The 19,769-nt window shown below is 70.3% G+C and carries 21 protein-coding genes and 1 pseudogene; 13 read left to right on the top strand and 9 right to left on the bottom strand.

Going from position 1 to position 19,769, the window contains the following annotated elements; all coding sequences use genetic code 11:
• A pseudogene (locus tag ETD85_RS46130) lies at positions 1 to 100 on the bottom strand (porin); the annotation flags it as partial.
• Positions 101 to 136: 36 nt separating this feature from the next.
• A complete protein-coding gene (locus tag ETD85_RS46125; protein ID WP_138696188.1) occupies positions 137 to 328 on the bottom strand; it encodes a hypothetical protein in 192 nt (63 codons plus the stop codon).
• Here ETD85_RS46125 and ETD85_RS46120 point away from each other — a divergent pair.
• The 4 genes from ETD85_RS46120 to ETD85_RS46105 all read left to right on the top strand — a co-directional run bounded on the left by ETD85_RS46120 (position 327) and on the right by ETD85_RS46105 (position 4,465).
• The gene (locus ETD85_RS46120; RefSeq protein ID WP_138696187.1) at positions 327 to 740 is read left to right on the top strand and encodes a hypothetical protein; all 414 of its coding nucleotides are present in this window, start codon (positions 327 to 329) and stop codon (positions 738 to 740) included. The two genes, ETD85_RS46125 and ETD85_RS46120, sit on opposite strands and share 2 nt — an antisense overlap.
• Positions 737 to 1,720 (top strand): NAD(P)-dependent oxidoreductase, encoded by a 984-nt coding sequence (locus ETD85_RS46115; RefSeq protein WP_138696186.1) that lies wholly within the window; start codon positions 737 to 739, stop codon positions 1,718 to 1,720. The genes ETD85_RS46120 and ETD85_RS46115 overlap by 4 nt, the downstream gene beginning before the upstream one ends.
• 131 nt (positions 1,721 to 1,851) lie before the next feature.
• On the top strand, positions 1,852 to 3,201 hold the full coding sequence (locus tag ETD85_RS46110) for an FAD-binding oxidoreductase (protein ID WP_138696192.1): 1,350 nt from the start codon (positions 1,852 to 1,854) through the stop codon (positions 3,199 to 3,201).
• 4 nt (positions 3,202 to 3,205) lie between these two features.
• Complete coding sequence (locus ETD85_RS46105) at positions 3,206 to 4,465, top strand: SAM-dependent methyltransferase (protein WP_138696185.1); 1,260 nt, start codon at positions 3,206 to 3,208, stop codon at positions 4,463 to 4,465.
• A 261-nt stretch (positions 4,466 to 4,726) separates the two neighbouring features.
• Here the strand turns inward: ETD85_RS46105 and ETD85_RS46100 are convergent, their stop codons facing one another.
• From ETD85_RS46100 to ETD85_RS46080, 5 genes are all read right to left on the bottom strand, one after another.
• Positions 4,727 to 5,392 (bottom strand): phosphotransferase family protein, encoded by a 666-nt coding sequence (locus ETD85_RS46100; RefSeq protein ID WP_170247196.1) that lies wholly within the window; start codon positions 5,390 to 5,392, stop codon positions 4,727 to 4,729.
• 85 nt (positions 5,393 to 5,477) lie between these two features.
• Positions 5,478 to 6,413, bottom strand: a complete 936-nt coding sequence (locus ETD85_RS46095; RefSeq protein WP_206059299.1) for a phosphotransferase — start codon at positions 6,411 to 6,413, stop codon at positions 5,478 to 5,480.
• Positions 6,414 to 6,422: 9 nt separating this feature from the next.
• Positions 6,423 to 7,073, bottom strand: a complete 651-nt coding sequence (locus ETD85_RS46090; RefSeq protein ID WP_138696183.1) for an HAD family hydrolase — start codon at positions 7,071 to 7,073, stop codon at positions 6,423 to 6,425.
• A 4-nt stretch (positions 7,074 to 7,077) separates the two neighbouring features.
• The gene (locus ETD85_RS46085; protein ID WP_138696182.1) at positions 7,078 to 8,613 is read right to left on the bottom strand and encodes a long-chain-fatty-acid--CoA ligase; all 1,536 of its coding nucleotides are present in this window, start codon (positions 8,611 to 8,613) and stop codon (positions 7,078 to 7,080) included.
• Between the two features lie 91 nt (positions 8,614 to 8,704).
• Entirely contained in the window at positions 8,705 to 9,094 is a 390-nt protein-coding gene (locus tag ETD85_RS46080) for a RidA family protein (RefSeq protein WP_138696181.1), read from the bottom strand.
• Between the two features lie 68 nt (positions 9,095 to 9,162).
• Here ETD85_RS46080 and ETD85_RS46075 point away from each other — a divergent pair, with 68 nt between their 5' ends.
• The 4 genes from ETD85_RS46075 (at position 9,163) to ETD85_RS46060 (ending at position 13,695) form a co-directional block, all read left to right on the top strand.
• The gene (locus ETD85_RS46075; protein WP_170247195.1) at positions 9,163 to 9,765 is read left to right on the top strand and encodes a CGNR zinc finger domain-containing protein; all 603 of its coding nucleotides are present in this window, start codon (positions 9,163 to 9,165) and stop codon (positions 9,763 to 9,765) included.
• Between the two features lie 187 nt (positions 9,766 to 9,952).
• Positions 9,953 to 11,497, top strand: coding sequence for a GMC family oxidoreductase (locus ETD85_RS46070; RefSeq protein ID WP_138696180.1), 1,545 nt, complete (start codon positions 9,953 to 9,955; stop codon positions 11,495 to 11,497).
• A 43-nt stretch (positions 11,498 to 11,540) separates the two neighbouring features.
• Positions 11,541 to 12,794, top strand: a complete 1,254-nt coding sequence (locus ETD85_RS46065) for a cytochrome P450 (protein WP_138696179.1) — start codon at positions 11,541 to 11,543, stop codon at positions 12,792 to 12,794.
• A 64-nt stretch (positions 12,795 to 12,858) separates the two neighbouring features.
• The gene (locus tag ETD85_RS46060; RefSeq protein ID WP_138696178.1) at positions 12,859 to 13,695 is read left to right on the top strand and encodes an alpha/beta fold hydrolase; all 837 of its coding nucleotides are present in this window, start codon (positions 12,859 to 12,861) and stop codon (positions 13,693 to 13,695) included.
• Between the two features lie 56 nt (positions 13,696 to 13,751).
• Here ETD85_RS46060 and ETD85_RS46055 read toward each other — a convergent pair whose 3' ends face one another.
• Positions 13,752 to 14,852, bottom strand: a complete 1,101-nt coding sequence (locus ETD85_RS46055; protein WP_206059298.1) for a TRM11 family methyltransferase — start codon at positions 14,850 to 14,852, stop codon at positions 13,752 to 13,754.
• A 234-nt stretch (positions 14,853 to 15,086) separates the two neighbouring features.
• Here ETD85_RS46055 and ETD85_RS46050 point away from each other — a divergent pair, with 234 nt between their 5' ends.
• The 5 genes from ETD85_RS46050 (at position 15,087) to ETD85_RS46030 (ending at position 18,765) form a co-directional block, all read left to right on the top strand.
• Positions 15,087 to 16,328: a cytochrome P450 gene (locus tag ETD85_RS46050; protein WP_138696177.1), complete on the top strand. Its 1,242-nt coding sequence runs from the start codon at positions 15,087 to 15,089 to the stop codon at positions 16,326 to 16,328.
• Between the two features lie 448 nt (positions 16,329 to 16,776).
• Entirely contained in the window at positions 16,777 to 17,145 is a 369-nt protein-coding gene (locus ETD85_RS46045) for a hypothetical protein (RefSeq protein ID WP_138696176.1), read from the top strand.
• Between the two features lie 12 nt (positions 17,146 to 17,157).
• A complete protein-coding gene (locus ETD85_RS46040; RefSeq protein ID WP_138696175.1) occupies positions 17,158 to 17,991 on the top strand; it encodes a hypothetical protein in 834 nt (277 codons plus the stop codon).
• Positions 17,988 to 18,377, top strand: coding sequence for a YbaB/EbfC family nucleoid-associated protein (locus ETD85_RS46035; protein ID WP_138696174.1), 390 nt, complete (start codon positions 17,988 to 17,990; stop codon positions 18,375 to 18,377). The genes ETD85_RS46040 and ETD85_RS46035 overlap by 4 nt, the downstream gene beginning before the upstream one ends.
• Positions 18,370 to 18,765 (top strand): YbaB/EbfC family nucleoid-associated protein, encoded by a 396-nt coding sequence (locus tag ETD85_RS46030; RefSeq protein WP_138696173.1) that lies wholly within the window; start codon positions 18,370 to 18,372, stop codon positions 18,763 to 18,765. Before ETD85_RS46035 ends, ETD85_RS46030 begins: the two co-directional genes overlap by 8 nt.
• A gap of 51 nt (positions 18,766 to 18,816) precedes the next feature.
• Here the strand turns inward: ETD85_RS46030 and ETD85_RS63780 are convergent.
• Positions 18,817 to 19,769: hypothetical protein (locus tag ETD85_RS63780; protein ID WP_170247194.1), on the bottom strand; the 953-nt coding region annotated here is incomplete at its 5' end.

Below are 19,769 nucleotides of genomic sequence, written 5' to 3'. Positions count from 1 at the left end.
GCATGTAGGTCTGTTCGCCATCTACATCTTTGTTGTCAGAGAAATAGTGCAGGCCGTCTACTTTACCGTACAGATCTAATTTGTTGCCGTCTTTGTTGTAATCTTTTTTTTTAGATGTGTATAAGAGAAATGTCGCCTACTTCCGCCTCTCCTCCCCGGCGGAGGGCGCCCCGCGCAGCAGCACGCAGCCGGCCGCGGCCACCAGCCCGCTGCCGGTGAGCGCCACGCCCACGCCCAGCACGACCGCGACGCCCACCCCGACGCCCAGCGTGAGCAGGGTCGTCCCCGCCCTGCGCGTGTGGAAGTCGCGTGACGGCTGGTCGATCATGCGGCCGACGGGCTGGCGGGGCGCGCTCGGCGAGGCGTACACCGAGTGGACGCGCCGCGACAGGAGCGCCCACCTCGGCGTGGAGGCCCTCTACTCCAACCTCGACCCGAACCAGATCATGCGCGACGCGGAGGAGACGGTCCGGCAGAACGCCGAGAGCGTCGTCAACCGCTCCCGCCGGACCGTCGTGCACCAGGGCACGAAGGCCGTGGAGTGGGAGTTCACCTGGACCGCGGGCGCCGCGGGCGACACGCCGTGGGTCACGCCGGGCACCCGCTACCGCGAGGTCCGCAGGGCCGTGGCCATCGGCGACACCGCCTACATCCTGTCGTGGACGGCCACCGAGGCCCAGTGGCTCAGGAACAGAGGGCTTATGCGGCAGGTGATCAGCAGCTTTACTGTGGGGGCATGAGTCCCTGGAACCTGCTCGCCCTGCCCCCGCTCCCCGAGGAGCTGATGCGCCGCCTGCTCGCCCCGCTCGGCGACCGGGTGCGGGTGCGCGTGCCCGCGGCCCGCGACAGGGAGTCACTGCTCGCCGCGCTGCCGGAGGCGGAGATCGTGCTCGGCGACTGGACGGGCACGCTGGCGCTGGACGCCGAGGCGGTCAAGTCGGCGCCGCTGCTCGCCTTCGTGCAGCAGCCGTCCGTGGGCGTGGACGGCCACGACCTCGACGCCCTGGCCGCCGCCGGGGTGCCGCTGGCCAACACGCCGGGGGTCAGCGCGGTGGCGGTCTCCGAGTGGTGCCTGGCCGCCACCCTGTCGCTGTCGCGCAAGCTGGGGGCCGCCGATGCGGCCGTACGCGCGGGGGAGTGGCCCCAGCAGGGCCTGCAGCCGCGCGAGCTGCGCGGGCGCCGCGTCGGCGTGGTCGGCTACGGGCAGATCGGCGCGAACTGCGTGGCGATGTTCCGCGCCCTGGGCTGCCAGGCGTCCTACTGGACCCGCACGCCGCGGGAGGACGCCGGCTTCGAGGACCTGGACGCGCTCGTGTCGGGCAGCGACGTCGTGGTCGTCGTGATCGCGCTGTCCGACGAGACCCGCGGCCTGATCGACCCCCGCCGGATGAAGCAGGGCGCCCTGCTGGTGAACGCGGCCAGGGGCGGGGTCGTGGACCAGCAGGCGCTCGTCGAGGCCCTGCGCTCGGGGCATCTCGGCGGGGCGGCGCTCGACGTGTTCGACGAGGAGCCGCTGCCCGCCGCCGACCCGCTGCGCGACCTTCCCGACGTCCTGCTGTCGCCGCACGTGGCCGGCGTCACGCCGGAGGCGACGAGCCGCCTGCTCAGCGCCACCATGGACAATCTGACCGCGGCCGTCGAGGGCCGCGAGGTGCACGGAGTGCTGAACGGCGTAGCACCAACGATCAACAGAAAATTTACTGAATCGCCTGCCACATAGGCATTTCACCTGCCACGCTGAACAGTTTTCGTGTCTTTAACGACCCCGGTCTGGCCCGAGTCGCTCGCGGGAGATACCGTCTTACGGACGATCTCTACCAGCTCAAGGGGGTGCTTTTCGTGACGACGACGATGTCGACACACCAGCGGGCAGTAGAGCAGATCCGGCAGTCGTATGCGGAGATGCCGAGCGGTGCCGCGCCCCGGCTGGCCAAGTCCACGTCCAACCTGTTCAGGTTCCGCGACCAGGGCCGGACGGCCAAGCTGTCGGCCAAGGACCTCGACGAGGTCATCAGCGTCGACCCGGAGACCATGACGGCCCAGGTCCAGGGCATGACTACGTACGAGCACCTGGTCGACGCCACGCTGCCGTACGGCCTCATGCCCTACGTGGTGCCGCAGCTCAAGACGATCACGCTGGGCGGTGCCGTGACGGGGCTCGGCATCGAGTCCACCAGCTTCAGGGACGGCCTGCCGCACGAGTCGGTCGAGGAGCTCGAGATCCTCACCGGCGACGGGCGCATCGTGGTGGCCCGCGACGACAACGAGCATCGCGAGCTCTTCCGGGCCTTCCCCAACTCCTACGGCACGCTCGGCTACGCGCTGCGCATCCAGATCAAGCTGCGCAAGGTGCAGCCGTACGTCCATCTGACGCATCTCAAGTTCACCGACGCGGCCAAGTGCATGCTGGCCATGCAGGAGATCTGCGACAGCATGGTGTACGACGGCGAGAACGTCGACTTCGTGGACGGCGTCTTCTTCCAGCCGGGCGAGATGTACATCACGCTCGGCCGCTTCGCCGAGCGCGCGCCCTACGTGTCCGACTACACCGGGATGCGCATCTACTACCAGTCGATCCAGCAGCGCAACCGCGACTGGCTGACCATCCGCGACTACCTGTGGCGCTGGGACACCGACTGGTTCTGGTGCTCGCGCGCCTTCGGCGTCCAGCAGCCCGTGGTCCGCTCGCTGATGCCGCGCCGCTGGATGCGCTCCGACGTCTACCGGCGTCTCGTGGCGCTCGACCGGAAATACGGCGTGACCGCCCGCGTCGACAGGTGGCGCGACCAGCCGGTGCAGGAGTCGGTGATCCAGGACGTCGAGGTCCCGGTCGAGCGGGGCGCGGAGTTCCTGGAGTTCTTCCACGACAAGGTGGGCATGACGCCCGTGTGGATGTGCCCGCTGCGGGCCTCCACGCGCTGGCCGCTCTACCCGCTGGAGCCCGGGAAGCTCTACGTCAACTTCGGTTTCTGGGGAATGGTGCCGCTGCCACGGGGGCAGTTCGACGGCTACTACAACCGGCTGATCGAGAACTCGGTGCACGAGCTCGACGGCCACAAGTCGCTCTACTCGACTTCCTTCTACGCCCGTGAGCAGTTCTGGCAGCTGTACAACGGTGACGCCTATTGGCCGGTCAAGCGGGAATACGACTCCAACGGTCGCCTGCTGGACCTGTACGAAAAGTGTGTACGGGGAAGGTGAGCTGATGGCTCTCGCAACCATTTTTGAGAAGATCGTGGGCACGGAAGCGAACATCGCGTTCATGGCCTACGACGGCAGCAAGGCGGGGCCGGATGGGGCCGACCTCGCTCTTGAGGTCAAGACCCCGATCGCGGTCGCCTATCTGGCACAGGCTCCTGGAGAGCTGGGGCTGGCCAGGGCGTACATCTCCGGGCACATCGATGTGCACGGCGACATGTACACCCTGCTCGACCGCATGTGGAACATCACCACCAACGACCTGACCGCGTCGGAGAAGCTCGCCGCGGTCCGCTCGCTGGGCATGAAGCCCCTCCTCATGCGTGTCCCGCCGCCCCCGCAGGAGATGCGGCAGAGCGCGCTGGCCAGGCTGGGCTCCCGTCATGCCAAGCAGCGTGACGCGGAGGCCATCCACCACCACTACGACGTCTCCAACCGCTTCTACGAGTGGGTGCTCGGCCCCTCCATGGCCTACACCTGCGCGGTCTACCCCACGCAGGAGTCGACGCTGGAGGAGGCCCAGTTCGCCAAGTTCGACCTGGTGGCCCGCAAGCTGGACCTCAAGCCCGGCATGCGGCTGCTCGACGTGGGCTGCGGCTGGGGCGGCATGGTGATGCACGCCGCCAAGCACTACGGCGTCAAGGCGCTCGGCGTGACCCTGAGCAAGCAGCAGGCGGAGTGGGCGCAGAAGGCCATCGTGGACGCCGGCCTCCAGGACCTCGCGGAAGTCCGCTTCATGGACTACCGCGACGTCAAGGAGAGCGGCTTCGACGCCGTGAGCTCCATCGGCCTGACGGAGCACATCGGCAAGGCGAACGTGCCGGCGTACTTCGAGTTCCTGTACGGCAAGCTGCGGCCGGGCGGGCGCATTCTCAACCACTGCATCACCCGGCCCACCGGCAAGGAGAAGACGTTCAACAAGGGCGGTTTCATCAACCGTTACGTCTTCCCCGACGGTGAGCTGGAGTCGGTGGGCTGGCTGATCCGGCAAATGGAGGACCTCGGCTTCGAGATCCGCCACGAGGAGAACCTGCGCGAGCACTACGCCAAGACCCTGCGCCACTGGTGCGACAACCTCGACGCCAACTGGACCGACGCGGTGCAGGAGGTCGGCATGGGCACGGCCCGGGTGTGGGCCCTTTACATGGCCGGCTGCATCGTGGGCTTCGAGCGCAACAAGGTCCAGCTCCACCAGGTGCTGGGCGTCAAGCTCGACGAGCAGGGCCGCTCGGGCGTCCAGCTGCGCCCCTCGGTCGACTGGCCGTAGACGAACCGGCGACGGCTGGGAGGCGCGGTGCGTCGGCGCCTCCCGGCCGTCGCTATTTCTCGTCGCCGGAGCCTGCGGCGTGCTTGCCGTGGCTCGCCGGGGCCTCGTCCGGGTTGGCGCCTTCTTGGGAGTCGTCCGGCGTGTCCTGGGGACTGCGGGGTTTGGCGTGCCTGCCCACGCGACCTCCTTTGCCTCTCCTGACTGCTCAACGTGAGCGTAAGATTACTATCGGCATGTACCGAGCGCGAATCCGACTCTCGTTCAGCCGCCGAGCAGCTCCAGCACGCGCTCGGCCTGCCTGCCGAGCGTGCCGGGCGGATTGCGGGCGGCGAACGGCCCTCGCGGGCCGAGCATGAGCAACCAGCTCAGCGCGAGCAGCCGCCGGAAGCCCCGCACCCGGGCAGCCTGCGCGGGCGGCAGGTCGAGCAGGGTCAGGAGCCGGTCGGCGTCGAGGTGGCCGTCGAGGCGGGAGATGTGCTCGGCGAGGTCGGCCAGCTCGAAGGCCCGGTCGCCGGCGCCGGAGTCCTCCCAGTCGACGATGCGCACCTCGGCGGTGGCGGCGTCCCACAGGTAGTTGGCGAGGTTGTTGTCACCCGGGCCGAGCACGGGCGGGAACGGGTCGTCGGCCAGCCGGTCGGGGTCCGGACCGGCCAGCCAGGACGTGCCGGCGGCGAACGCCTTCGCGGCCCGCGGGTCCTCGCCCACGTCCGGTCCCTGCGCGGCGCGGGCTCGTACGTGCGCCAGCGCTTTCCGCGGCGTCCACGCGGCCGGCTCCGGCAGGCGCGCGACCGGGACGGCCGAATGCAGGCGGGTGAGCGCGGTCCACTCGCGCTGCGGCTCGCGCCGGTCCCAGGAGCGATAGCGCTTGATCACGACCTCGGCCCGGACCTCGACGTCATGCGTGGCGTGCGGGTCGGTCGCGGTCATCCGCCCGCGCCCGCCGTCGTGGCGCGCGGGGCGACCTCGGTCGTGCGCACCCGCCCGTCGTCCGCGGTCATGCGCACGCCCCCCGTCATTCGGCGGCCAGCCCTTCCAGGGTGGCGGTGAGCGCGTCCCAGGACTCCTCGGCGTCCGGGGTGCGCCCGTGCGGTGACCGGAACCACTGCACGAACTCGGCCACGTCATCGAGGGCCCACCGCAGCCGGTAGAGCTCCATCACGGCCTGGTCAGGCGTCCGGCCGGTGGCCTCGGCGTAGCGGGCGAGGTCCGCGGGCTCCTTGGCGACCAGCCACAGGTCGCGCTCGGGCGCGGCGAGCCCCACCGTGTCCCAGTCGACCAGCAGCCGCCGCGCGCCGGCCCGCAACAGGTTGCCCGGGTGCGGCTCGCCGTGCGTCACCACGGGCTCGCCGGGCCGCTCCGCCCGCCGGTCGAACTCCCGCAACCTGCGCCGCAGCACCTCGGCGTGACCGGCGACCAGCTCTCTGGCGCGCTCGGAGAAGGGTCCGCCCAGCCAGGGCCGGTGCGTGTCCAGGAGCGACTGCTCCAGCCCGGCCCGTCCCACCAGCTCCAGCGGCCGGTCGGGGGTCGAGAACGGGGCAGGGGTGCGGTGCAGCTCGGCCAGCAGGTCGATGAGCAGGCCGCGTTCCCCGGGCTCGATCTCCTGGCCGAAGTCCCCGGCCTGGCCGTCCACGAGCGGGAAGACGCTCAGTGCGTACCTGTGGCCGTCGAGGCGGACGAGCGTCGCGCCGCCCGGCGTGCGCAGCGGGGCCACGACGAACCCCAGCCCCGCCTCCTCGCGCAGGACCGCCGCCGTGTCCATGGCCAGCCGCAGCCCGTCGAACGACCTGCGCCGCACGTCGGCGACGGTGAGGAACCACCGCCCGCCGGCGACCCAGTGATAGTCCCCGAACCCGACCGGCGCGTAGTCGAGCGTGGCGGCCTCGATGCCCCACTCGCCCAGCGCGGGCAGGAGCAGCCGCTCGTCGAATCCCTCCGGACGATCTTTCATCCGCCCACGCTAGCGTCCGGCCCGGCCGGGATTCACCTCGATCAGGATGTCGACGGCGTCGAGGACGTCGGTCACCACGTGATCGGCCGTGCCCGCCGTCAGCCCCCTGTCGATCCAGATCGTCCGCAACCCGGCGGCCCGCCCGCCCGCGATGTCGTTCGCCAGGTCGTCCCCGACCATCCAGCCGCCGGCCAAGGGGGAGCCGCACCGCGCGGCGGCGATCTCGAAGAGCCGGACGTCGGGTTTGCGCACCCCCTCGGCGTCGGAGATCGCCCACCCGTCCACCCGCCCGGCCAGTCCCGTGCGCTCGATCTTGGCCGTCTGGTTGTCGGTCATCCCGTTCGTCACGATCCCCGTCCTCCAGCCGGCCGCCCGCAGGCGGTCGAGCCCGGCCAGCACCTCGGCCCGGCACGAGACCAGGTGCGGCAGCCTGGCCCGGAAGCCCCGCCACAGCTCACCGGCCGGCTCGGCCGGCGCGTACCGGTCGCGTACCAGGGTGAAGAAGGTGTCCATGGGCACGGACCCGTCCGCGTCCGTGCTCACCAGCCAGGACACCTCCTGCTCGCCCAGCCCGCGCTCCGCCGCGAACTCGGCGGCCCAGCGGCGGAAGGCGCCCAGCCGGTCGATGAGCGTGTTGTCGAGGTCGAAGAGTGCGAGCACCCTGCTATCGGAGCTCGCGCTTGAGGATCTTGCCCGTGGCCGTCATCGGCAGGGCGTCGCGGAACTCGACGAGGCGGGGGTACTTGTAGGCCGCCATGTTCTCCTTGGCCCAGGCGATCAGCTCGTCCTCGGAGACCGCCGAGCCGGGCGTCCTGATGATGTACGCCTTGATCTCCTCGCCGTGCGACTCGTGCGCGACCCCCACCACGGCGGCCAGCGACACGCCCTCGTGCGTCATGAGGACCTCTTCGAGCTCGCGCGGATAGACGTTGAACCCACCCCGGATGATCATGTCCTTGGCGCGGTCGATGATGGAGTAGTAGCCGTCCGCGTCACGGGTCGCGATGTCCCCGGTACGGAACCAGCCGTCGCGCATGACCTCCGCCGTCGCCTCGGCCCGGCCGTAGTAGCCCTTCATGATGTTGTGGCCGCGGATCGCGATCTCGCCGGGCCCCTCGCCCTCGACGGTCTTCCAGTCGCCGTCGATCAGCTTCATCTCCACGCCCCAGATCGGGGTGCCGATCGTGCCGGGCTTGGTCGGGCGGCCGAGCTGGTTGAAGCTGGCCACCGGCGAGGTCTCCGACAGCCCGTACCCCTCCAGGATGCCGATGCCGAACGTCTGCTCGAAGTCCTTCAGCACCTCCACCGGCGACGACGCGCCGCCCGCCACGGCGACCCGGAGCTTGCTCGGCACCTCCGCGCCCTCCGCGTGGATCTTGGTCAGCATGCCCCAGTACATCGTCGGCACCCCGGCGAAGAACGAGACGCTCTCGCGGACCATGAGCTCGAGCGCCTCGCCGGGCTCGAAGCGCGGCATCAGGACGACCGTCGCGCCGCGCAGGAAGCCGGTGTTCATGACCACGGTCTGGCCGAAGGAGTGGAACAGCGGCAGCACGGCCAGGTAGGTGTCCCCCTCGTCGGAGCGGGGGAACATCTTGTCGCTGACCATGGCGTTCAGCAGCATGTTCTGGTGGCTGAGCTCGGCGCCCTTGGGCTGTCCCGTGGTGCCGGAGGTGTAGAGGATCACCGCGGTGTCGTCGGGCGCGGTCTGGACGGTCTCGAACTCGGCGGCCATCCCGCCCAGCGCGGCCCAGATCGACTCGCCGTACCCGGACTCGGTGGCGAGCGGCGTGGCGGGCAGCACGAAGAAGTGCTCGCAGCCGGCGGCGGCCTCGAAGCCCGCCTTGCCGCGCTCGCCCAGCGGCAGCTCGGGCGTGCCCTCGAAGCAGAACAGCGCCTTGGCGTCACTGTCGTCGAGGTGGTAGGCGATCTCACGCGACTGCAGCAGCACGTTGAGCGGCACCACCGTCGCGCCGGCCTTCAGGATGCCGTAATAGACGAAGGGGAAGTACGGCAGGTTCGGGCACGCCAGCGCGACCTTGTCGCCCTTGCCGATGCCCCGCGCCACCAGCAGGTTCGCCACCTGGTTGGCGACCGTGTCGATCATGGAGTACGGCAGCCGCATGTCGCCGAAGACGATGGCGGTGCCGTCCGGGGTGTTCCTGGCGCTGTCCTCCAGGACGATCGACAGATTGAGCATGACGCCCTTCCTCCTCTAGACCGGCTTGGGCGCCATCTTCGCAGGCGGGCAGACCGACCGGTAGGGGGCAATCTCCGCACCCCGGCGGCGGTCACACGACGGCGACGGCGTCGATCTCGACGAGGTACCCGGGGCCCAGGCCGGCCACGGAGTGGACCGTGATCGCCGGCGGTGGGTCGGCCCGGTTCCACACCTCCTGGAAGGCGGCCACGCCCTCGTCGAACGTGTGGCCGGCCACCACGGCGATGCGCCAGTGCACGATGTTCGCCAGGCTCGCACCCTCGCTCTCCAGGATGGTCGTGAGGTTGCGGAACACCTGCCTGGCCTGCTCCCCGACCGTGGGGCCGACGACCTTGCCGTCGGAGCCGACGCCGTTCTGCCCGCCGATGTAGATCGTCTTGGCCGGCTGCTCGACCACGACGGCCTGGCTGAACGCCGGGCTGCGATGGAGCCCTTCGGGGTTGATGTGCCGGACACCCATGTGCTGCCTCCTCCGATGAAGAAACCACTTAAACTGGTTTCATCTACGACACCAGTTATAGTAGTTACATGCGCGTGAACGCAACCGGCCGGGTGCTGAACGACCCCAAGGGCGGGTCGTTCCGGTTCGACGCCGGCGCCCTCTGCCTGGACTTCGCCCACACCGGCGGCGAGGGCCGGTACGCGGTGTTCGAGACCCTCCACGAGCCTGCCGACCTGGCCGGATGGCTGGCCGAGCCGCCGCTGGCCGCGGTGATGACGGTTCCCGTGACGGCCCGCGAGCTGGCCGAGGCCAAGGCCCTCCGCCAGGCGATCTGGGACGCGGCGCACGACCAGGCCGCGCGGCGGCCCATCCCCGCCGGGACGATCGCCGCCATCAACCGGGCCGCGGCCGCGGCGCCGCTGGTCCCCGAGCTCGCCGCCGACGGCGCGAGCGCGGGATGGGCGTCGCCGGTGCGGGCGGCGCAGGCGCTGTCGGCGATGGCGCGGGAGATGATCGAGCTGCTGTCCGGGCCGCTCGCCGCGCGCATCCGCGAGTGCGCGAGCGACGACTGCCCGCTGGTGTTCGTCGACACCTCCCGCCCCGGCGCGCGGCGCTGGTGCGCGATGGAGCGCTGCGGCAACCGCCACAAGCTCCGGGCACTCCGCGCCCGGCAGGCCACAGACTTGTGACGCGGCCGGCCCGCGATCCGCTGAATCCGGTAAGAAGAGGCCAGCTCCGCCCGCTGATCGGCCGGCGCCTGCTCGGGCGATCACGCGGCCCATGCGATTGCGCGCACTTCGCCGGCCACGGCCGCATATGGACGTGTCGCGCCGTCTGGAGTAAGCAAGTACCAGATTACTTACCCCAGGAGGGGTCATGGAGTACGACTACGTGATCGTCGGCGCGGGATCCGCGGGATGCGTGCTCGCCAACAGGCTCTCGGCGGACCCAGGCGTGACGGTGGCGCTGGTCGAGGCGGGCGGGCAGGACGACAAGCTCGAGATCCGCATGCCCGCCGGCTTCGCCAAGCTCTTCAAGACCGACTACGACTGGAACTACACCACCGCGAAACAGAGCGAGATGTCCGGCCGCGAGCTCTACTGGCCGCGCGGCCGGGTGATCGGCGGGTCGTCCTCGCTCAACGCCCAGATGTGGGTCCGCGGCTGCGCGCGCGACTACGACCAGTGGGACATCCCCGGCTGGGCCTACGACGACGTGCTGCCGTACTTCACCAAGGCCGAGAACCGCGTCGGCACCAACGAGGGCGGCGTCTACGGCACCTCCGGCCCGCTCTACATCTCCGAGCTGCGCAGCCCCAACGTCACCACCGCCGCCTTCCTCAAGGCGTGCGAGGAGCTCGGCTACACCCGGCTCGGGGAGCTGAACGGCCGCTCAAACGAGGGCTACAGCCCCACGCCCGTCACCCAGAACCGAGGCCGCCGGTGGAGCTCGGCCGACGCCTACCTGCGCCCGGCGACCGGGCGGCCCAACCTCGAAGTGATCACCGGCGCGACGGTCGACCGGGTGGTGTTCGAGGGCAAGCGAGCCGTCGGCATCGAGCACGGCGGCGGCGCGTTAATCAAGGCGCGCAACGAGGTCATCCTGTCGGCGGGCGCGATCGGCTCGCCCTATCTGCTCATGCGCTCCGGCGTGGGCGCGCCCGACGAGCTGCGCGACGCCGGGATCGCGATCGTGCACGAGCTGCCCGAGGTCGGCAAGAACCTCCAGGACCACCTGTCCTCCGGCGTGTTCGTGGAGTGCAAGCAGCCGGTGACGCTGACCAAGGCCGAGTCGATCGGCAACCTGCTGCGCTACATCGTCCTGCGCTCCGGCATGCTGACCACCAACGTGGGCGAGGCGGTCGCGTTCATCAAGACCTCGGCCGAGGAGCCCGCGCCCGACATCGAGCTGATCTTCGCTCCCGGGCCGTTCATCGACCACGGGCTCACCCCGCCGACCGGCCACGGGCTCACCGTGGGCGTCGTGCTGCTGCAGCCGGAGAGCCGGGGCAGGGTCGGGCTCAGCGGCAGGGAGACGGTCATCGACCCGGGCTACCTGACGGCGGAGGCCGACGTCAAGCGCATGGTCGCGGGGCTGAAGGCGGCCAAGCAGGTCTTCGCCACCGCCGCGATGAAGGCGTACGCGGGCGGGCCGATGGCGCCGTACTGGGCGCCGGACAGCGACGAGGAGCTCGCCCAGTGGGTGCGCGAGCGCGGCGAGACCCTCTACCACCCCGTCGGCACCTGCCGGATGGGGACCGACGACGCCTCGGTGGTGGACCCGTCGCTGCGGGTACGCGGCGTCGAAGGGCTCAGGGTCGTGGACGTGTCGATCATGCCGACGCTGAACCGCGGCCACACCCACGCCCCCGCCATCATGATCGGAGAAAAGGGAGCGGATCTGGTCAAGAAGCGCAAGTAGCCGCCTCTTGACGTAAGTGGTCACTTGCACAAGGCTTTGTGGTATGACGCTGCCCGTGGATCTGGATCTGTCGCAGATCCCGTTCTGGGGACTGCCGCAGGCCGAGCGCATGGAGGCCTTCCGCAAGCTGCGGGGCCTGGACCGGCCGGCGTTCGTGCGGGAGCAGACCGTCCCGTTCGTCGGCGGCGGTCCCGGCTACTACGCCCTCGTACGCCACGCCGACGTGACCGAGGCCAGCAGGAACGCGGCCGTCTTCAGCAGCGAGCCGTGCTCCAACAGCATCCCCGACATGCCGCGCTGGCTGAGCGTGTACTTCGGCTCCATGATCAATATGGACGACCCGAGACACGCCCGGCTGCGCAGGATCGTCTCCAGGGCGTTCACGCCGCGCGTCCTGTCGAAGATGGAGGAGGATCTGGCCACGGCCGCTGCGGAGATCGTGGACCGGGCGATCGAGGAGGGGCCGGGCGACTTCGTGGCCCAGGTGGCCGCCCGGCTCCCCGTACGCGTCATCTGCGACATGATGGGGATCCCGGCCAGACTCCATGACCTGGTGCTGCGGCGGACGAACGTCATCCTCGGCAACGCCGACCGCGAGTACACCGGCATCGACCCCGACTTCAGCCGGGTCAACGTCGCCCGCGGCCTGGTCAAGCTGCTGCACGCCGGGTTCTCGCTCAACCGGCTGGCCGCCCGCCTGGGCGACGAGCGGCGCAAGCGGCCCACGGGCGACCTGGTGAGCCTGCTGGTCAACGGCGAGGAGCGGCTCACCTCGCAGGAGCTCGGCTCGTTCTTCATCCTGCTGGTGGTGGCGGGCAGCGAGACGACCCGCAACGCCATCGCGTACGGGCTCAAGCTCTTCACCGACCATCCGGAGCAGCGCGAGTTGCTGCTGAGCGACTTCGACGGCCACATCGTCAAGGCGTGCGACGAGATCGTCCGGTACGCCACCCCGGTGATCCAGTTCCGCCGCACGCTCACGCGCGATCACGAGCTGAACGGGACCGCGTACAAGCAGGGCGACAAGGTGCTGCTCTTCTACAACTCGGCCAACCGCGACGAGTCGGTCTTCACCGACCCCGACGTGTTCGACATCACCCGCGACCCCAACCCGCACGTCGGCTTCGGCGGCCCGGGGCCGCACTACTGCCTGGGCGCCCACCTCGCGCGCAGGGAGATGACGGTGATGTTCCGCGAGCTGTTCACCCGGCTGCCCGGGATCAGGGCGGCGGGCGAGCCCGACTTCCTGCTGTCCAACTTCATCAACGGCATCAAGCACCTGCGCTACACCTTCTGAGCCCGGCCCGCGACCTCGCGTAGTGGTACTCCTGAGGCGGGGCCGAATGCTAGGTTTCGCAGTCATGGAGATCAGGACTATCCACGCCAACGGGGTGGAGTTCGCGTATCTAGCGATGGGTGAGGGGCCGCTGGCGCTGTGCCTGCACGGCTTCCCCGACACCGCGCACACCTGGCGGCACCTGATGCCCGCGCTGGCCGAGCGAGGCTACCGCGCGGTCGCGCCGTTCATGCGCGGTTACGCGCCCACCGAGGTCCCCGCCGACGGCGCGTACGAGGACGCCGCGCTCGTCGCCGACGTGCGCGCCCTGTACGAGGAGCTCGGCGGCGACGAGAGCGCGGTCGTCGTCGGTCACGACTGGGGCGCGTTCCCCGTCTACCAGACGGCCGGGCGCTTCCGGCGGGCGGTGACGCTCGCGGTGCCGCCGCCGGGCGCGCTCGCCACCGCCTTCCTCGACTACGAGCAGCTCAAGCGCTCCTTCTACATCTTCCTGTTCCAGACCGCCGTGGCCGAGACCGCCGCCGCGACTCCCGGCTTCATCGAGGGACTCTGGCGCGACTGGTCGCCCGGGTACGACGCCGCCGAGGACCTGGAGTTCGTCCGGCGCAGCATCGGCGAGCCGGCCAACCTGAGCGCCGCCATCGGCTACTACCGGGCCATGCTCGGCACCACGCCGAGCTCCGGCCGCTACCCCGCGGTCGAGCCTGAGCCGGGCCCCGTCCTGTACCTGCATGGGGCCCAGGACGGCTGCCTGGGCCCCGAGCTGGCCAAGGACGCGGCCGGCCACCTGCCGCCCGGCTCGCGGACGGAGCTGGTGGCGGGGGCCGGGCACTTCCTCCACCTCGAACGGCCCGCCGAGGTCAACCGGCTCATCCTGGACTGGCTCGGCCCGGCCTCCTGAGGCTGGGCCCTTCGCCTCCCAGAGCACTTCCTGGCGGGCGCGGGACTTCGCGTGGCTCAGGGGCGCCAGGGGCGGCGTCCGCTGAGCACCGCGATCAGCGGGTGCTGTCCCGACAGGCTCACCCGGACGGCCTCCTCCACGGCGAAGCCGGCCGGGATCCCGTCGTGGACCAGCGCCACGGCCAGGCCGTCGCGGGCCAGCACCCGGCGTACCTCCCGCCACAGCAGGCCGAGGTCACCGGCGAGCAGGCCCGCCGGGGGCACCTGCCGTCCCCAGGGCGGGTTCACCAGCACACGGTCGGCGTGCTCGCCGCCCATCGGGATCCGCCCGCCGTCGGCCACGGCCCACGCGAACGACGCCCGGCCCGCTCCGGGAGCGCCACGGGCGTTGGCGGCGGCGGCGCGGAGCGCGGCCGGATCGTGGTCGAAGCCGAGCAGCCGGACCGGCGACGGGCGCCCGCTTCCCGCACCGGCCCGGACCGCCGCGCCCGCCTCGATCAGGGTGGTCCCAGCGCCGCAGCACGGGTCGAGCACCGTGCTCGCGTTCCCGAGCCGGGCCAGCTCCGCCATCGCGGCGGCCACCGGCGGGTGCAGCGTGCCCCGGATCGAGGCCAGCTTGTACGGCCGGCGGTGCAGCGGCCGATCGGCCAGCCGGAGCGCGATGACCGCCTGGTCGCCCTCGATCGTCACCCGCCACGACATCGCCCCTTCCGGGGGCCGCCGGCCGTCCCGCCTGGAGTGGTACGGCAGCCGCGGCGGCCGGGCCAGCTCTGCCCCCACCGCGTCCTCGACCTCGAACCTGGTGTAGTTGCGCCGCCCGACGAACGACGCCGACACCTCCAGCCCGCCGCCGCCCCCGGCCCGCCGGCCGGTGTCGCGCCCGCGCGCGCCGAGGTGGCTCGCGTCCACCTCGCGCGCCGCCCGGGCGAGCCGGCGCAGCGCCGAGCGGTCGTGGCCGATCCCGTCCACCACGGCGGCGGCCAGCAGCACGTCGTCGGCCGTGCGCAGGCTCAGCAGGGCCGTCTCAGGTGACGAGGTCTCGAACCACACCTCGCGATGGCGCATCCCGCGCACCACGCCCAGCCTGGAACGTCGAATCTCCGTGGCCACCAGGGGCTCGATGCCATGCACCGCCCTGGCCACGGCAAAGGTATGCACGTGTCCTTCTCCCACGTCGCGACCCGGGACGGCGGTTGCTCAGCCGTCCCGCATCGCCGGCGGTGGGGTCGTCCGCGACCCGCCGGCGGGTCGCTAGCGGAGGAAGAAGTAGTACGTCACGGCGACGACCCTACTGGCCCCGGACGCCGGGAGCGACGCATTATTTCCGCGGTCGTACGTACGGTGTACGTCATATCTATTGACGTAAGTGGCTGCTTTTCCAATGATGGCCTCATGAGCGTCCTCGACTTCGACCTGTCGGACAGTGACTTCTGGGCCAAGAGCATGACCGAGCGTGAGGCGGCGTTCGATCGGCTCCGCGCGCGCGAGGCCCCGGCCTTCTTCGAGGAGATGGAGGTCTCCTTCGCTCCCAAGGGCCCGGGCTACTACGCGCTGGTCAAGCACGCCGACATCCTCGAAGCCAGCCGCAATCCCGAGGTCTTCTGCTCGGGCGACGGCGGGGCGACGAACATCCCGGACATGCCGCCGGAGTTCACCGAGTACTTCGGCTCGATGATCAACATGGACGACCCCCGGCACGCCAGGTTGCGCAGGATCGTCTCCCGCGCGTTCACGCCCAAGATGATCAAGCAGTTCGAGGCCGACGTGGAGACGGCGGCCGGCAACATCGTGGACGACCTCCTGGCCAAGGGGTCCGGCGTCGACTTCGTCACCGACGTCGCCGCGCGGCTGCCCCTGAAGATCATCTGCGACATGATGGGCATCCCCGAGCGGGACTACCAGTTCGTCTTCGAACGCTCGAACCAGATCCTCGGCGGCTTCGACCCCGAATACACCGGCGGCGACGTCGACCAGATCGCCGAGCGACTGCTCAACGCCGGGATGGAGCTGCAGCAGCTGGTCCAGGACCTGGCCGCCCACCGCGCCGAGAACCCCACGAACGACCTGACCTCGTCCCTGGTCAACGCCAACATCGACGGCGAGCGCCTGACGATGCAGGAGCTGGGGTCGTTCTTCATCCTGCTGGTGGTGGCCGGCAACGAGACCACCCGCAACGCCATCTCCTACGGGCTGCGCCTGCTCACCAAGAACCCGGACCAGCGCGCCCGCTGGCTGGAGGACATCGACGGGCGCGCGCCGGGGGCCGTGGAGGAGATCGTCCGGCTGGCCTCGCCGGTGAACTTCATGCGCCGCAAGGTCACCAGGGACCACGAGATGAACGGGCACCTCTACCGCAAGGGCGAGAAGGTGGTCCTGTTCTACTGGGCGGCGAACAGGGACGAGGCCGTGTTCGCCGACCCGTACCGCTTCGACATCGGCCGCCACCCCAACCCGCACGTCGGCTACGGCGGCCCCGGCCCGCACTTCTGCCTCGGCGCGCACCTGGCCCGGCGGGAGATCACGGTGATGTTCCGCGAACTGCTGCGCCGCGTGCCGCAGATCGAGGCCGGCCGCCCGGACCGCCTGCACTCCAGCTTCATCAACGGCATCAAGCACATGGAGTGCACGTTCTAGCCGATCCCGGGTGAACATCGGATGACGTCGGCGTGGACGCCGATGATGATCGTCCATTAGATTGTGGTCCCGCCCGCTATTGGCGGGCTCCAGGCATCGAGTCGGAGCACGGTCGTCGTATCTCCCCTCGCCCATCTGCTGAGCACAGGGAAAGGTACGTCCAGTGTCCGACGGCAATTCCGCGCGCCCGACATCCTCTGACTTATCGGAAAGCCCTTCACCAAGCGGCTCTGGGACGCCCAGCTCATCGCCGAGCGGCTCACCGTCTCCCAGCGATTCCGGCTCGGCGACGCCCTCTCCCGGTGACTCCGGCTCGGCGACTCCGTCAGCCGGCCCTTCGGCCGAGAGCCCCTCCTCGTCGAATCTGCCGGGATGCCCGCACAATCCCCCGTGCCGGATCCGCCCGTGCCTGCCGGCGGACAGGCTGGGCCGCTCACCGGGCCCTCTCGTGCCCGGTCCCGGCGATGACGTTCCCGTCGCGCCGCCGGTCGAGCCCATTCCCGATGGCACGGATGGCTACGCGGCGAGGACCGACAAGATCATCGCGTTCGCCGACGTGATGCTCGAGGCCGCGGAGACTGTGCACAAGGTCAAGGCCAAGGTGCCCGTCGTCGAAGACTGGGGGTGGTTCGACACCCCGCGCATCATCAGTCCCTTTCTCGACCGGCTCAACGGCTACATCGGGGAATGGACCTCGGCCGCGGGACTCCTGGAGCAGGTGCTCAAGGACGACGGGCCGAAGCTCATCGGGGTGGCGAAGAGATATCGCGACGTCGACGAGGGCGCCAAGGCGGCCATCAACAAGATCAAGCTCTGAAGGGCGCCCTAGATGCCGACCTCCTCGGGCAAACCGCCCCACCGGAGTCAGACCCTGCGGTACTCCACGAACCGCGTGGAGCGGCTGGCGGCCAAGCAGGCCGCGACCAACGCCACTACCAACGCCGCGACCAACGCCGCGACCAGCCAGGTCAAGGTCGATTCGGCGTTCTTCCAGAGGGTGCGGAAGCTGATCCAGACGCACGGCCGGCCGGCCCACGCGATGGTGACCGTGTCCGGCCTGACCATCGCCGGCGGTGCGCTGGTCCTCGCCGCCATCGGGAACGCGGCCGATCCCCAGAGGTATTTCAGCGATCGGAGCATGTGGAACGAGATGCTGGGCGATCTCAAGCTCAGCGCCTGGGACGTGTGGATCAGCTACTTCAGCCAGATCTCGCCGTACTGGGAGGGGCACGCTTCCGAGACGGTCCAGCGCTATCTCCGGTTCGAGTTGATCGGCATGTTCGACGAGCTCGGCCGCGTCGCCACGGAGATGAGCGGCCTCATGAGCAGCCTGGCGTGGGATGTCACGGAGTACGACGTGAAGCTGGTCACGCTGCTGGTGTCGGCCGGCACCGCCTACAAGACCCTCCTGCCGTTCAGTGCGACGCCGGGTGGCAAGCTCACTCTGGGGCTGGCCGCCGTCGCGTTCCTCGGGCTGCTGGCGGCCTTGCTGCAGGAGTTCGTCGGCAAGGTCAAGTCGCTCGACGGCAAGCTGGAGACCCTCGGCCACAAGATCTTCGAGCTTGAGGGGCTCTTCTCCGTCGGGCAGGAGAAACTGCATCTCCAACCGCCGGGTTACGACGTCGGCCTCTGGGAGCCCATCACCAAGGAAGCCACGTCATGAAGCACGATGACGCTGCCGACGCGCGGCTCCCGGAGATGCTGCGCGAGGTCGGGCGGATGGCCGACGCTTTCGCCGGCGAAGCGCGCGAGGCGGAGGAGCGGAGGGTGACCGGCGCCGACCGCACCGGTCAGGTGACGGCCACGGTGTCGGGCTCCGCGCGGCTCCTGGACGTGCGCATCGGTGCCCGGGCGATGCGCGACCTCGACCACGTGGAGCTGAGCCAGGCCGTGCTGGAGGCGGTCGGAGCCGCGCGCGAGGCCGCGGCGGAGGAGCTGACCGAGGTGTTGGGCAGGCTGAACGGCGGCGGCCGGCCGCAGCCCGGCGCGCGGGGCCATCCGTCCGCGCGTGACCTCGACGCGATGCTGCGGGAGGCCGGGCATGGATGAGACGGACCGGCTGCGGAGGCTCACAGAGCAGCTGGAGCGGCTGGAGCGGCTGTCAGCGACTCAGGCAGACAGCCAGGCGGCGGCGGAGCAGCTGGCCGCGCGGGAGTTCACCGGCAAGGCGGACAAGGGCGGGATCACGGCGACCGTGAACGGCGCGGGAAGCCTGCTTACCATCGACATCAGCCGGCTGAGCAAGCGGCGGCACGACGGTGTCACTCTCGGCGACGCGGTGCTCGTGGCGATCCGCGCGGCCGAGCAGGCCGCGGCCGAGGCGAAGTCCGCGCTGATGGCGGACGTGAGTGCGAGCCTCGGCCTGGGCGACCTGTTCGGCGATGTCCAGCGGCTCTTCGGCCCGGACGACGGCCGTTCGGCCACCGGATCACGGTAGAACGGCCTGCCGGACCCGGCGATCTCGCGCTGGGGCCGGCCGGCCACGCGATCAGGACTGCGAGTTGAGCCTGATCTGGTTCATCACCGTACGGATGTCGGGCATGAGCTGCTTGCTCTCCGACGGGATCGACATGTAGACGATGGCCGGGACGTCCGCGCCGGTGTTGACGGCGATCGTCACGATCGTCGCCTTCTCGGTGTCCGACGTCAGCGAGTACGCGATCAGCCGGCCGGTGGAGTCGCCCACCTTGATGGGCTGCTGGGCGATCTTGCGTACCTTGTTGTCCGCCGGGAAGAAGCGCTTGCGGGCGGAGAGCACCACCTGCTTGATGACCGGCTCCAGGTTGTCCTGCTCGTAGTAGGAGGCCAGTCTCGGCGACAGCGGGCCCGACAGGAGCTGGGCGAACTTGTCCTGCTCGACCTGGACGTACTGGCGGGTGTCGAAGCCGTACGTGGCCTTGACCGTGGCGCGCTGGTCGAGCTGCCAGGTGCCGCCCAGGCGCGGGACCGAGATCCCGGCGTCGGCGTCCGGCACCCTGCCCAGCACGGGGGCGGCCTTGCCGGCGTACTTCGGCAGCGGGCCGATCGAGGTGCCGGTCTTGGTGCTGCTCGGCGTCTGCGAGGCGGTGGCCTTCTCGCCGGCCAGGCTGGCGTTCGACGGCTCCTCGCTCGCCAGCGGACCCGCCAGGAACGCCCACAGCAGCGCGCCCACCAGGGCGATCACCACGGTGCCGCCGAGCGCGTAGATCCAGATGGGCTTGCCGCGCTCCTCGTCGTCGTCCAGGGGGTCGTGCTCGCCCATGGACTGGTAGTTGTCGCCGAAGACGGTGTTCCAGAGCTCCTGCTGGCGCTCGGGCGGCGGGGTGCGCGACCCGCTGATCTGGCCGGCGGTCACGAACGGGCGGTCGGGGTCGGAGGGGTCGCGGTTCAGGTTCGAGCCGGGACGGGGACCCTGGTCCTCGCTCGGGGGCGCGCCGATGTGGGCGGGGTCCATCGGGGAGG

Source organism: Nonomuraea zeae (assembly GCF_005889725.1).
Classification (GTDB): domain Bacteria; phylum Actinomycetota; class Actinomycetes; order Streptosporangiales; family Streptosporangiaceae; genus Nonomuraea; species Nonomuraea zeae.
The sequence above is the reverse complement of the archived record's forward strand: the minus strand, read 5'-3'. Positions and strand labels throughout refer to the sequence as shown.